We start from the raw sequence: 13873 nt of genomic DNA on the forward strand, positions 1-13873 counted from the left end.
CGGGCTCGCGGCCATCAGGCGCGCGCTGTGCCGACCATCGTCGTCACGACGGACCGCACGGAATCCGCAAGGGGTCACCACAGCGGCAGACGGAACCAACGTTGCTCCCCCGCGGCCACGGTCACCAGCCGCTCGCCGGGCAGACACACCGGCAGAGGGGCAATGAGTCGCGAGTCGGGCACGCGAATCCCCACCCGGCCCGGAAGGAGCTGCACGCGGATGTCTCGGTGCCCGCGGTAACAGAAAGTGAACGAGCAGCGAGGCACCTCCCGGAGCGCGATGGGGTCGATGTGGAGTCCGTCCGGGCCTGCTTCCAGACCCGCGACGCCCCTTTCGATGAGATCAAGGGTGCCGGCCATGGCACCGAGGTGGATACCTTCCCCGGTGGTGCCGCCCTGAATGTCCGTCACGTCGCTGAGCAGAGCTTCCTCGCAGTACCGCCAGGCGTCCGGACCTTTCTCGCGAGCGAGGACCCAGCCATGCACCAGGTTACTGAGGGTCGATCCGTGACTGGTGCGATTCAGGTAGTAGTTGACGGTCGTACGCCACACTTCGTCATCGAGCCGGTATTCGAGACGGTCGAAGAGTTTCTGCAGCTCGGTTGGGCGGAAGAGATAGCCGAGCATGAGTGCGTCGGCCTGCTTGGATGCCTGATAGCGGTTGACCGTGTCCCCCTCGGACTCCAGGATCCGGTCGAGGCGGCGGATGTCGCAATAGCGGGAGCAGTAGGCGTCCCAGTCCAGTGCTGCCAGTTCGCCATAGCCCTCGAACTGGCTGATGACACCGCCGTGGAACGGCACGTACACCCGGCGGGAGATGTCCTCCCAGCGATTCAGGGTCTCGTCGTCCAGGCCGAGTTGCTCAGCCAGCTCCCGCCGCCGGGCCGCAGGCAGCCCGTCGAACAGCTCAAGTGCGCGTGCGAGCGTCCAGGCGGCAGTCACGTTGGTGTACGCGTTGTCGTCGATCCCGGGAGCAGCGGCCTCGGGGTAGGCGTCGTGGTACTCGTCGGGGCCGACCACGCCGCGGATGCGGTAGCGGTCGCGATCGGTGTCGTATGTGGCCACGGCGTCCCAGTAGCCGGCGATGTCGAGCAACAGCTCTGCTCCTGGGCCTTGGACGAACCCGGTGTCGCCGGTGCTGTGCCCGTACCGCCACACGTTCCAGGCGATGGCCGATCCGACGTGGTGCTGCAAGTGCGAGTGGTCGGGCAACCAGTGGCCCGATCGGGGGTTGAGATGCAGCGTTTGCGTCTCCTCAGTGCCTGAACCACCGCTCTGCCAGGGGAACATCGCTCCTCGAAGGCCCGCCCGCCGGGCTGCGGTACGGGCAGCGGGCAGGCGTCGGTACCTGTACATGAGAAGGCTCCGCGCCACTTCCGGGAAGTGCAGGGTGATGTAGGGCAGCACGAACAACTCGTCCCAGAAGACATGCCCTCGGTACGCCTCACCGTGCAGGCCTCTGGCAGGCACTCCGACGTCCAGCTCGGCCGTGTGCGGGGAAAGCGTCTGTAGGACGTGGAAGAGATGGAGCCGAAGGATACGGCCCGATTCGCCAGGCACCTTCAGTTCACCCTGGCTCCACAGACGTTCCCAAGCGACGCGGTGGGAAGCGAGCTGTGTCGCGAACGCCGCCGCGTGTGATACACGCTCGACGGCAAGCGGGAGGGGCTCGCTCAGCGGGCGGTCCTGGGATGTGTACAACGCGGCGCATTTCACGACGGTGGCAGAATGCCCGCGGGAGACCGGCAGCCTGAGTCTCTGGACCGTTCCGGCCTCCGTGCAACCCGCCCCCACTGCGACGAGGGGCCTCGGCGACGTTCTGGCTGCGATGGCGATCCGGATGCGGGACGAGCGGGTCCGGCAGGACAGCCAGGCCACGCCGTCCGCTTCGACTCCGGCACAGTGGCCGGTGAGATGGCGTCCGTTCAGACCGCGGTATCGCTCGACACCGGCGTTGGTGACGTTGCCGTCGATGATGGACTCGACCTCGATGGCCCCGCTCCAGCCGTACCCACGGAACGTGGTCCGCTGGGCGGCGAGGTACGGGTCACCCATGTGGACGAGCCTCGTGTGGGTGACACCGATTCGGCGGCCGAGGCCGTCCTGGAAGAACAAGCGACGAGTGAGAATGCCGCCCCTCAGATCGAGAGAGACGCTGTAGCGCCGCAGACTCGGGTCATCGGGTGTGAGCCACTCCCCTGCCGGTCCGTCGTCCGGCAGGCAGCGGTAGCGCAGGCGCGACCAGTCGGGCAGATTGACCATTTCCTCGTTACCGACCCGCTCTCCTGCGACGTCCGAGGAGAGCCACACCGGTGCGGTTCAGCGTCGGGGGCCGGGGACCCGCCGTCGACAAGCGAGCCCGCAGGGCGGCGAAGCCGTGTTTCCGCGCCGGCATGAGCATCGTCGACGACCAACGCGTCGAAGGGGTTGGTGCCCAGCGTTTCCATGAACACGCATGCTTTTCTTCCCCGGCGACAATCGCCCTTCGTCCACGGCGAGCCCACGAGTGGGTCGATCACGGACCCCGCGGCGTGTACTTCAGGCAAGAACAGCATCACAAGCATCGGCACCAGATCGACAGGCCCGGCGGACACCTCGATGGCGGTGGGTCCGGGACCGGTCCTGCTCATGGGCTTCACGCCCCCTTGGGCTTACGGCTGTGCCGGAGCGATGATCTCGCTGTGCTGCGATCCTCCCAGCACCACCTTGAGCGCACCGGTGTCCGCGGCACGGGAGAACACGTCATAGGCCTCCTCCATCTGTCCCAGCTCGAAGCGGTGGGTGATCAGCGGGGACGAAGGCAGCCGCCCGGCGGCCATCATGCGCAGCAGCATGGGCGTGGAGTACGTGTCGACCAGCCCCGTGGTGATGGTGACGTTCTTGGCCCACAGGTCTTCGAGGTGCAGCGTCGTCGGCTTGCCGTGGACGCCGATGTTCGCGACGCGGCCTCCGGGCCGGACCATGCGGGTGCACATCTCGAAGGCCTCGGGCACGCCGACGGCTTCGATGACGACGTCGGCACCGAGACCCTCGGTGAGGTCCTCGACGAGTTGTTCGGGTTCCTCGGCCGCGCTGGCTGTCGCATCCGCGCCCAGGGAGCGCGCGGCGGCCAGCCGGGATTCGGCGAGGTCGACGGCGATGACACGTCCGGGGCTGTAGAGACCCGCGCCGGCGATGGCGGCGAGTCCGATGGGGCCGGCGCCTACCACGACGACGGTGTCGCCGGGCCGGACGCCGCCGTTCAGCACACCGACCTCGTAGGCGGTCGGGAAGATGTCGGCGAGCAGTATGCCGTCACGGCTGTCGACAGAAGCCGGCAGGGGGTGGACGGACAGGTCGGCGAAGGGCACCCGGACGTATTCGGCCTGGGTGCCGTCGATGGTGTGGCCGAGCGTCCAGCCGCCACCGCCACGGCACTGTCCGTAGTGGCCCTCACGGCAGAAGCGGCAACGGCCGCACGCGGATATGCACGAGATCAGGACACGGTCACCGGGACAGACCGTGCGGACGTCGGCCCCGGCCTCGACCACGGTGCCGACGGCTTCGTGCCCCAGCACCCGGCCCGGAGTCGCCTCGGGTACGTCGCCCTTGATGATGTGCAGGTCGGTACCGCAGATGGTGACGACGTCGACGCGGATGATGGCGTCGGCAGCGTCCTTGACCGCGGGGTCCGGAACGTCCTGCCATGCGGTACGCCCCGGGCCCCGGAAAACGAGTGCCTTCACGACGTCGCCCCTCTTCCTGTGTCTCCTCCGGTGAGGTTCTCCCTCAGGCTGACCCGGCACGTGCCCACCCCGCATGGGCCGGTCGGTACCCGTCGGGGTCTGTCGGGCCCATCCCTCCCCAGGGCCGGGGGTGCGATGGTGAAGACGGCTGGCTGCCACCCACGGAAGAAGGGGGCGGCGATGTCCGAGGCAGAATCACACCCGGCCGCACCCGCGTCGAGACCCGCGCTGCTGCGCTTCCTCGGCGGCGTCCGGACCGTCACCGGCAGCAAGTTCCTCATCGAGAGCGACCATGCCCGGGTCCTCCTCGACTGCGGCCTCTTCCAAGGCTTCGCGGACCTGCGCCGCCGCAACTGGGCGAAGCTGCCGTGTGACGCCTCATCCATCCACGCCGTGGTCATCACCCATGCCCACCTGGACCACTGCGGCTATCTGCCCCGACTGGTTCGACACGGCTTCCGGGGACCGATCCTGGCCAGCGCCCACACCGCCCGGCTCGCCGAAATCGTGCTCCGTGACAGCGCGCGCCTCCAGATGGAGGCGGCCCAGCACGCCAACGAACACGGCTGGTCCAAACACCGGCCCGCCAGACCGCTCTATGACGAAACCGACGTCGACACCACCGTCAGGTTCTTCGACCCCGTTTCGGTCGGCAGCGAAGTCGAGATCATGGCTGGCACCCGGCTCACACTGCACCGCGGTGGACACATCCTCGGCTCGGCCTGGGCCCACCTGACCCTTGAGGACGGCCACACTCTCGCCGCCAGCGGCGACCTCGGCCGCCCCGGCCACCCACTGCTGCTGCCGGCGGAACCGTTCACCGGCGCCGACGTGCTGCTGACGGAGTCGACGTACGGCGACCGTCGTCACGAACCCGAGAAAGCCCAGGCCGAATTCGCGGCCGTACTCACACGTACCCTTGCGCGCGGCGGTACCGCCGTCATCCCCGCCTTCGCGATCGACCGCACCGAGGTCGTCCTCCACGAACTCGCCGGGCTGCGCCACAACGGGATCCTGCCGCGGTCCGTTCCCGTCTATGTGGACAGTCCCATGGCTCTGGCCGCGCTCGACGTCTATCGCGACGCGCTGCGTGCCCGCTCCTCCGAGATCCGGCCCGAGATTCTCGCCCGAGGCGAACAAGCGATCAGCCCTGCCCCGTTCCTGGCCGCCCGGACCGTCCAGGAGTCCATCGACATCAACAGCACGCCCGGTCCCGCCGTCATCGTTTCCTCGGCTGGCATGGCTACCGGCGGCCGGGTCCTGCACCACCTCCACCGGCTCCTGCCCAATGCACGCAATGCCGTCGTCATCGTCCTTTTCGCAGCCGCCGGCACCAGGGCCCGCGACCTCGTCGACGGTGCCCACACACTCAAGATGTTCGGCGAATACATACCCGTACGCGCGGGGGTGGCCGACCTCCCGCACTTCTCGGCACACGCCGACGTCGGCCAGATCATGGACTGGCTGCGCGGCGCCCCGCACCGCGCACGACCTATGTGGTCCACGGCGAGGAGTCGTCGTCCGATGCCCTGCGGGACCGGATCGACCGTGAGCTGGGCTGGACAGCGGTCGTGCCCAGACCCGGAGAGGCCGTCCTGGTCCGCTGACCGGCGCCGGGCGGCCTGCGCGATCTGGCACCACGAGGCTCTCTCGCAGCTCGCCCCCCGGTGCGGGGCTGCGAGTGAGGGATGGGAGGCACACCATGAACTTCTTGGAGTCTCCGCTCGTCGCGGATTCGACGCCATGGCCGCCACTCCCACGGCAGCAGTCGGCCACTCGCCCGCCCTCATCGAGGAACCTGAAATGACCTCCGCCCGGTACACCGTCAACGACGTCATGACGAAGAACGTCATCGCCGTCACTCCTGACACGGAATTCAAGGAAATCGCTGCCTGCATGAATCAGTGGAAGGTCACCGCAGTGCCCGTGATCGAAGGCGAGGGCCACGTCGTCGGCGTCGTCTCCGAAGCCGATCTGCTCCCCAAGGAGGAATTCCACGGGCAAAGGACTGGCCTGATCGAGCAGATGTACCGCCCGGGTGACACCGTCAAGGCCGGTGCGGTGCGGGCCGAGGAACTGATGACGAGCCCCGCCATCACAGTGAAGCCCGACGTGCCCCTCCCACAAGCCGCCCGGCTGATGGCCTACCAGCGCGTCAAGCGTCTACCGGTCGTCGACGCCGACGGCAACCTCAAAGGCATCGTCAGCCGCGCAGATCTCCTCAAGGTCTTCCTGCGCTCCGACGACGAACTCGCTGCCGAAATACGCCGCGAAGTCGTCAACCGGATATTCCCCGCCTCGTCCGTGAAAGTTAGCGTCACCTGGGGCGTGGCCACGTTCACCGGTCGTGTCCGCGACGCCGCCCTCATTCCTGTCGCTGCCCGGCTCGCTCAGTCCGTGGAAGGCGTGGTCGGCGTGGAGTGCCGGCTCGAAAGCGAGGCATCCGCCTAGACTTCGATGGTCCGGCATCCGCCTGGGCAGGGAACGGATGTGGCCCTGTCGAGGGACCATCCGGATCCGAGCGAGGGACGAACGGCCCATACGTGCAGGGCGGCGATCCGCTTCATGCTGAAGCCATCGACCATTCCCGACTCCCCGGGAGGCCTACGATGCTCACCAGAGCGCTCGACGACATCACGCTGGCCGACCTCGTCGCCGATGCCACCGCCGCCCCGTCCATGCACAACGCCCAGCCCTGGCAGTTCCACTACACACGCCACAGCCGCACCCTCGCTCTCCGGGCGGACCTCGACCGCGCGATGCCGGAGGCCGACCCCGACACCCGTGCACTGCACGTGGGCTGCGGCGCGGCTCTGCTGAACCTGCGGGTGTCCGCCGCCCACCACGGCCTGGACGCGGTCACCGCACTGCTGCCCGAACCATCGGCCCCGGCCGTACTGGCCACCGTCCGTCTCGGCATCCGCCCCGACGCTCCACGGGAACCCGCCGATGAAGCGCTCGCCGCTCTCCACCCCGCGATCCGGGACCGGCACACCAGCCGCTATCCGTTCGACGAACAGACGATCCCCGAAGACATCCGCGCGGGCCTCGCCGACGCGGCTCGTATCGAGGGCGCGGACTTCGCGTTCCTGACCCCGATCCACCTGGAGACCGTGCTCGAACTCATCCGGGACGCCGAGGGATACGACCGCGGGGACCCGGCACGGGAGGCAGAGCAGGAGCACTGGACCCGGAACACGAAGACCGAGGCACCCGTCGACGGAATCCCCGACTACGCCTTCGGCCCCCGCGACGCCTCCGAACGAGCCACCACCCGCGACTTCGCGGGAACCGGGGTCATCCCGGGCCGAGCCCGTGTCCTGTTCGAGAACCGACCTCAACTGGCCCTGCTGAGCACCCCGGGCGATCACCCCACGGACTGGCTGAATGCAGGACAGGCCCTGGAACGCGTACTGCTCACCGCCACGCTCCACCAGGTGTCCACCTCCTTCGCGACCCAGCCCCTCGAATGGCCGGACCTGCGGTGGCTCCTGCGCGACCCGGTCTACGGCACGGGACACGCACAGATGATCATCCGCCTGGGATACGGGCCGAGCGGGCCGCGTACACCACGCCGCCCCCTCGATCAAGTACTGACCATCGAACCGTAGAAACTCGCACCGTATGCATCGAGGCAGGCAGCCACCCGCACAGGAGAGGCGGTGGGAGCGATGCGGCTCCCGATAGTCGTCGGAGTGGACGGATCAGAGGGCAGCCTGCGCGCCCTGGACTGGGCAGCGGCAGAAGCGGCACGCTCACGTCTCCCCCTACGCGTCGTCCATGCGTCGTTGTGGGAGCGCTACGAAGGCATGCGTCCCACCTTCGACACCGAGCGTCCGGCCGAGCAGATCCTCGCCGAGCATCTCGTCGCGTCCGCACAGGAACGTGCGCAACGCCTCCATGCCGAGGTGAACGTGGTCGCCGACATACAGCCCGAAGACCCGGTGAATGCACTGGAGCGCGAGAGCTATGAAGCAGCCCTGGTCGTCCTCGGCTCCCTCGGCCGCGGCCGGATCGCCGGGATGCTCCTGGGGTCCGTCAGCCTTGCACTCGCGAGCCGGTCCCACTGCCCGGTTGTCGTGATCCCGGCGACCGCACCGAACGCTCAGCCGAAGCCGGGCCGAATCGTCGTCGGAATCGGCGACGCCCCAGGACCGTCGGCAGCCGCCCGTTTCGCACTCGCGCAGGCGACATCGCGCCACGGCGAGCTGATCGCCGTACGCGCCTGGCGCTGCCCCGCCCACGAAGCTGCGGATCATCCGCTCCTCGCGGGCTCGCAGGCCTCCGCACACCGCCAACAAGCCGAGGAACATCTCGAAGACGTACTGGCAGTACTGGAGCGGACCGAGTCCGATGCCGTTGTCCACCGATCCGTGCTGCAGGGGCCCGTGCATCAGGTACTGATCGAAGAGGCCGAGGGCGCAGAACTTCTGGTCGTCGGTGCGCGCCGTGCCGGCGGACGCCACGGGCTGCGCCCCGGTCCGGTGAACCACGCGGTGTTGCACTATGCACCCTGCCCCGTCGCGGTCGTCCCGGACACCCGCTGACAAGGGGCGCTTTTGATCAGGGGCGGGGAACGCGGACGACCAGGCAGAGCGCGTGGTGCAGGACGGCATGCATCACGCGGCCGAGCGGAGAGCCAAGGGAGTGGGAACGCCGACGGGATCCTCGCGCTCGTCCCGTACCGCGGCCAGGACGGCACCTGCCGGTTCACGGTCATCACTGCTGGGCACGACGACAACCGGAACGTGGGAACTCGCGCAACCCGGAGCGAGTCCGAACCGACCAAACTCGGCGTGCGAGTGCGGCAGCCTCTTCCAGCACGCTTTCCGCGAAGCCGTCGATTTCCTGGAATGTTCTCCCGGGAGAGGTGCAGACTTCAGTGGCTTGTCGCGGTGGCACACACGATCCGCAGCGACCGACCACAGGCACTCCTCGCCCGCCGCCCACCGCACGGCCCGCATCGCGTGGTCGGAACCGTCGGTCCCGACGACGGCAGGTCCCGTCATGGTCACACTTGATCGAGTGTTGCCCACGGTCTCTCCTCGAGCGGCTGCGCCCGAGGCACAGCGAGCGCCGATCTGCTACCGGTTCCGGAACCGCTCGGACAGCTCGGCCTCCACCTCGTCCCACTCCTTCTCCCACCCCATGTACCTGATGCGGTCCACCAGCTTCGTGAAGAATTTCCACACTGCGACGAAAAGTCCCGTCGCCGCTGCGAAGGTCCCTGCTGCAGTCATCCATGCAGACGCAACGGCCTCACCTGGCGTTGCGGGTCCCCTGCTGGTGGCCACGCCTTGAGCAGTGGTCCAGATCGGGACGGTGGTGCCGGCCGGGCTGCCCGCCCAGACGCTGACCACTGCCGTGCGCGCGGTTCCGTCGGGCTGTTTCCACCGGACGGGAGCACGCACCGTTGTCCGCCCGATGGCAGCTGCGACAGGGCCGTCGGCGTCGGAAATGAGCCGTGCCTCGACCTTCCTTGCATCGGAGAGCGTGGCGGCACGGCGAGTCTCGGCATCGTGCGCCGCACGGCCTGTGGCGGCCGACGCCAGGGGTGCCGCCAGTAGAAAGACCACAACCAAGAGCACCCTGCCCCAGCGCTGGATGCGATCCGAGGCGCGAATCGGCAGCCTCCGGGTGCTGGTGCTGGGTGCGTCGTTTCCTTGGCCTTCTCCAGGGGGCATTTCTTCAATCATGATCAGGCCTCATTCCCCTGTGACACCGTTCCTTGCCCGTAGTGCATCGCGAAGTGTGTGGGCAGGAGCGCCTGCCACCATCCTCTGCGCCCCGTGCGGCCCGTGGCATGGGCTGAGCGGGTCCGCGAGACCAGGCCGGTTGGCCCAAGCGCCACGCATTCCGGCGGCACACGATGGAGTGGAAGAGGAGCACACAGAGAAGAGCGCGCAGAACAGTGGCGGCCTGATGACCGGAGCGGATCCACAGAGGATGTGTGCAGCATGGGACACGAACAAAGCCACTCATTGGACAGCAAGCCGGACAGAACCCCGGCAGGAGACCTGGGCCGACGGGTGGTGATGCGCCGCGAGCAACTCGGGCTCAGCCGTGAGCAAGTAGCCGAGCGGGCCGGATCGGCGCCCGGATACATCCAGTACGTGGAGGAGCGGCAGGCCACACCCGGCATCGGGTTTCTGCTGCGACTGGCCCAGGCGCTGGAGACCACCGTGGCCGAACTGACCGGCAGCACAACGGAGCTGCCGCCTGGCATCGGCCGCGCTGGCTATCACACCCAGTTGCTCGAACTGGGCCCCCAGGAGTGCCACCGACTGTTGTCCACCCACGGAGTGGGCCGGATCGGTGTGACAACGGACGACGGGCCGGCCATCGTGCCGGTCAACTACGTCGTGGATGGTGACCGGATCTCTTATCGCTGTGCTCACAACACGCTGCCCGCCACCGCTGCGGACCACCCGGTGGCATTCGAAGTGGATCACATCGACGAAGCGCTGAGCCAAGGGTGGAGTGTACTTCTCGTCGGTAGGGCAGCAACTGTCACCGATCCCGAAGCCTCACGCAGGCTGGACGAACTCGCCTATACCACTCCGTGGGCCGGCGGCCCACGGAATGTATGGCTGACCATCACCCCCACCCGCGTGACCGGGCGCCGAATTCGCGTGCTCAAGAGCCACGCTGTTCCGACTGATGGTGAACCCCGAGATCCCTCGACGTGACGCCGCCATGGATCTACGGCAAGGCCCCAGCACACGAGGTTGCAGGTTGCGGCTAACGGCATGCGGCGTATGGGCACGGCGTGGATTCCGTTTTGCACCACGCAGCACAGCCGAGCGCTCCTCCGAAAGCGCGCATATCGTTCAGAGTGGGCGGGCGGGTATACATCGCCGGCCAGGAACGGAGGTTCCATGTCAACGGCCAGAAGTCTGCTCGATGTGATCCCACCCGAGAGCCGGGCCCGCTTGCTCAACGAGGCGGCCTGCGAAGTGCCTCTGGTCCTCGATGAACGCCTCTTCGAGGAAGGCAGACGGGCCGCACTTCTGGCTGATCCGCTCCGGACAGGTCGAGGTCGACATTCGTGTGCCCGGTCGTCGTGCGGCGGTCATCGAGACGCTGGGGCAGGACGATCTGCTGGGCTGGTCCTGGCTGTTCTCCCCACACGTGTGGCACATGGCGCGCACGTGATCCGGGCGGGACAGGCCGTGGAATTCGATGCAGCTGCCGTCCGCTCGTTGTGCGAGGCCGACGCGAACCTGGGCCGGGCGGTGTACAAGTACGTCGCCGAGACCGTGGTGGAGCGGTTGCACGGAACACGGGAAAGGCTGCTGCAGCTGTACGGTCCCTGGGCCGAGGCTCCTGAGGCCTGAGCGGTCCGGGGCGGGGGACCATCCGGCCCTAGTACGTCTCTCCTGTGCGGACCCACGATGGGTAAGCGGTGGGACTGCGCAGCCCGTCGCCAGCGAGGAGGGCCACCATGAGCGAAGAGACGGGGTTCTCAGCGCAGAATCCGATCCGTGTATTCCTGCTGGACGACCACGAGGTCGTCAGGCGCGGCGTCCAGGATCTGCTCGACGCGGAACCCGACATCGAAGTCGTCGGCGACGCCGGCACTGCCGACCACGCTCTGGCCCGCGGCCCGGCGCTCCGCCCCGACGTCGCGATTCTCGATGTGCGACTGCCGGACGGCGACGGGATCACGGTCTGCCGTGAGCTGCGCTCGCGGATACCGGAACTGGCCTGCCTGATGCTCACCTCGTTCGACGACGACGAAGCACTGCTCGACGCCATCATGGCCGGCGCGGCCGGCTACGTACTCAAGGAGATCAAGGGCTCGGACCTCGTCACCGCCGTCCGCACACTGGCTTCCGGACGCTCGACCCTCGACCCGTCGACCACGGCACGGCTGATGAACAGCCTGCGCGAGGAGGAGTCCGGCACCGGCTCCGAGGAGGACGACGCGCTGTCGGAGCTGTCCCCGAGGGAGAAGGACGTCCTCGCACTGATCGGTGAAGGACTGACCAACAGCCAGATCGGCAAGCGTCTCTATCTGTCGGAGAAGACGGTCAAGAACCACATCTCCCGTCTGCTGGCCAAACTCGGTGTCGAGCGCCGCATCCAGGCGGCCGTCATCGCCGCGCACGCCACGGAATCCGCCCCGCCCGGTGCCGGGCGCCATCAGAGGTGACTGTGCAGCCTCAAATCCTCAGGACAGCCGCAGTGGCACACGCCAACAGAGCCGGGCGCCGCCCCGCGCGGATGTCCCCACGTTCATCTCGCCGCCGAGTCTCTCGGCGCGTCGTGCGAGGTTGTCGAGCCCGCTTCGGGGACCGCCGTGCTTGGGCATGCCCACACCGTTGTCGGACACGACCAAGTTCAGTGCCCCGTCACCCACCACCAGCGAGATGTCCACCGCCGTCGCCCGTGCGTGGCGGGCGACGTTGCTCAGTGCCTCACCGAGGACCGCGATCACCTGCTCGGCGATCTCGGCCGGCACATCCGTATCGATCAGCCCTCCCATGCGCAGGGACGGCTGGAAGCCCAGGGTCCGCGCGGCCTGCTCGACCGTGGTCGCCGTCCGGGCGCGCAGCCCCTGGCCGGCCCGTCCCGAGTCACGGGCGCGGAGTCCGAAGATGGTGGACCGGATGATCTTGATGGTTTCGTCCAGATCGTCCACCGCGCGCAGCAACCGCTCCCTCGCCTGTGGCTGTTCTACGAGCCGGACCACGCTCTGCAGCGTCATCCCGGTGGCGAACAGCCGTTGGATGGCCAGGTCGTGCAGATCCCGGGCGATGCGGTCCCGGTCTTCCAGCAGGGCGATCTGCTCGGCGGACTCGCGCCGTTCGGTGAGTTCCATCGCCAGAGCGGCCTGTCCGGCGAACGCCAGCAGGGGCGTGGTCTCCGAATCGGTGAAGGCGGGACGGTTCCGCACCCGGGCCAGCAGCAGCACTCCACGGGTCCGCTCCCCCGTCACCATCGGGACCGCGACAGCCGGGCCGAGACCGGGCCACCTCGGGGGGCCTTCGGTGATCCTGGGGTCGTGTGCAACATCCAGGCTGGTAATCGGTTCGCCCGCGTCGAGAGCCGCACCGACGAACGATCCCTCACGTGGCAGGATCAGACCGCGATGCATCTCGGCGTCCACGCCCGATGCCCGTACCACACGGAGGGACTTTCCCTCGGCGTCGGCGGGGAGTGCCAGGACGCCGAGATCCGCGCCGAGAATACGCGAGGAGTGATCGACGATCATGTGCAGGATGTGTGCGTCGTCCTCTCCGCTCAGGAGGCCCGCGACGATCTCGCTGTTGGCCTCCTGCCAGCGTTGACGGTCGCGCGTCTGCGCATACAGACGGGCGTTCTCGATGGCCACTCCCGCCGCCACCGCGAGCGTCGACAGCACGGTTTCGTCCTCGGCGTCGAACACCCGGCCGCCCCGCTTCTCCGTCAGGTACAGATTGCCGAACACCTTGTCGCGGACCCGGATCGGAACCCCCAGGAACGAGTGCATCGGGGGATGGTTCGGCGGAAACCCGTAGGACGACGGATGCTCGGAGAGTTCGACGAGCCGCAACGGCTCGGGGTGACGGATCAGCTCGCCGAGGATGCCGTGCCCTTCGGGCAGGGGGCCGATGGCCTCGCGCTGCTCCCCCGTGACACCCACCGGCAGGAACTGCGTGAGCCGGGTTCCCTCACCAATGACTCCCAGGGCTCCGTACTCGGCATCGACCACAATGACCGCAGCCTCGACGATGCGGTGCAGCACTTGGGGCAGGTCGAGCCCTCTGCCCACTGACATGACGGCGTCCAACAGGACGGCCGCCTCGGAGGGACCGCGCTTCACGGTGTCGAGGCGCCCCTGGAGGTCCTCCGGCAACGTGCTCAGTCGACGGCGCTCCTCGCAGCAGCGTTCAGTTCCGTTGTCGCCCACGGTGCCTCCGTCTCGCCCCGCACATCCCGGGACCGGCCAACCTCCACGTTAGTGGCCAGGCCCCGAGAAGCACCTGGTGGAAGTAATCCGGGCGGGTGCCATACACCTATGCGGGCCAGGCGGCGAGGCCCGGAACGGTGACGCAGAATCGGAAAGAGGAAGCTGGCCCTTGGAGGCGAGAATCCACTCATTCAGTCCCCCTCCGGACCTCCAAGATCGCGCCATGAGCCCCCACGGCGGGCACGTCCTGAGCG

Annotated in this window: 10 protein-coding genes and 2 pseudogenes; 8 read left to right on the forward strand and 4 right to left on the reverse strand. The window is 68.0% G+C overall.

The genetic code is table 11. The features are described from left to right. Nucleotides 1–74: 74 nt before the first annotated feature. Together IEZ15_RS35310 and IEZ15_RS35315 are read right to left on the reverse strand one after the other, a co-directional pair. Nucleotides 75–2303: pseudogene (locus IEZ15_RS35310) on the reverse strand (glycoside hydrolase family 65 protein); the annotation flags it as partial. Between the two features lie 347 nt (nt 2304–2650). Next, nucleotides 2651–3724: a zinc-dependent alcohol dehydrogenase family protein gene (locus IEZ15_RS35315; RefSeq protein WP_189280990.1), complete on the reverse strand. Its 1074-nt coding sequence runs from the start codon at nt 3722–3724 to the stop codon at nt 2651–2653. A 180-nt stretch (nt 3725–3904) separates the two neighbouring features. Here IEZ15_RS35315 and IEZ15_RS35320 point away from each other — a divergent pair. From IEZ15_RS35320 to IEZ15_RS35335, 4 genes and pseudogenes are all read left to right on the forward strand, one after another. Next, nucleotides 3905–5331: pseudogene (locus IEZ15_RS35320) on the forward strand (MBL fold metallo-hydrolase RNA specificity domain-containing protein). Between the two features lie 196 nt (nt 5332–5527). Then, on the forward strand, nt 5528–6175 hold the full coding sequence (locus tag IEZ15_RS35325) for a CBS domain-containing protein (protein WP_194535980.1): 648 nt from the start codon (nt 5528–5530) through the stop codon (nt 6173–6175). A gap of 158 nt (nt 6176–6333) precedes the next feature. Beyond that, nucleotides 6334–7335: an Acg family FMN-binding oxidoreductase gene (locus IEZ15_RS35330; RefSeq protein WP_189280992.1), complete on the forward strand. Its 1002-nt coding sequence runs from the start codon at nt 6334–6336 to the stop codon at nt 7333–7335. A gap of 60 nt (nt 7336–7395) precedes the next feature. Further along, nucleotides 7396–8271 carry a universal stress protein gene (locus IEZ15_RS35335; protein WP_189280993.1) on the forward strand — a complete coding sequence of 292 codons (876 nt, stop codon included), beginning with the start codon at nt 7396–7398 and terminating at the stop codon, nt 8269–8271. Between the two features lie 537 nt (nt 8272–8808). Here IEZ15_RS35335 and IEZ15_RS47710 read toward each other — a convergent pair. Beyond that, nucleotides 8809–9420, reverse strand: coding sequence for an Rv1733c family protein (locus tag IEZ15_RS47710; RefSeq protein ID WP_444545166.1), 612 nt, complete (start codon nt 9418–9420; stop codon nt 8809–8811). 261 nt (nt 9421–9681) lie between these two features. Here IEZ15_RS47710 and IEZ15_RS35345 point away from each other — a divergent pair, with 261 nt between their 5' ends. The 4 genes from IEZ15_RS35345 (at nt 9682) to IEZ15_RS35355 (ending at nt 11879) form a co-directional block, all read left to right on the forward strand. Then, nucleotides 9682–10413 (forward strand): helix-turn-helix domain-containing protein, encoded by a 732-nt coding sequence (locus IEZ15_RS35345; protein ID WP_189280995.1) that lies wholly within the window; start codon nt 9682–9684, stop codon nt 10411–10413. A gap of 283 nt (nt 10414–10696) precedes the next feature. After that, nucleotides 10697–10879: a cyclic nucleotide-binding domain-containing protein gene (locus IEZ15_RS46865; RefSeq protein WP_308427471.1), complete on the forward strand. Its 183-nt coding sequence runs from the start codon at nt 10697–10699 to the stop codon at nt 10877–10879. A 17-nt stretch (nt 10880–10896) separates the two neighbouring features. Continuing rightward, the gene (locus tag IEZ15_RS46870) at nt 10897–11061 is read left to right on the forward strand and encodes a hypothetical protein (protein WP_308427472.1); all 165 of its coding nucleotides are present in this window, start codon (nt 10897–10899) and stop codon (nt 11059–11061) included. A 107-nt stretch (nt 11062–11168) separates the two neighbouring features. Then, complete coding sequence (locus IEZ15_RS35355) at nt 11169–11879, forward strand: response regulator (protein ID WP_189280996.1); 711 nt, start codon at nt 11169–11171, stop codon at nt 11877–11879. A gap of 18 nt (nt 11880–11897) precedes the next feature. Here the strand turns inward: IEZ15_RS35355 and IEZ15_RS35360 are convergent, their stop codons facing one another. Continuing rightward, nucleotides 11898–13619, reverse strand: a complete 1722-nt coding sequence (locus IEZ15_RS35360; protein ID WP_189280997.1) for a sensor histidine kinase — start codon at nt 13617–13619, stop codon at nt 11898–11900. Nucleotides 13620–13873: the final 254 nt, after the last annotated feature.

This window comes from Streptomyces atratus (assembly GCF_014648655.1).
GTDB classification, from domain to species: Bacteria; Actinomycetota; Actinomycetes; order Streptomycetales; family Streptomycetaceae; genus Streptomyces; species Streptomyces atratus.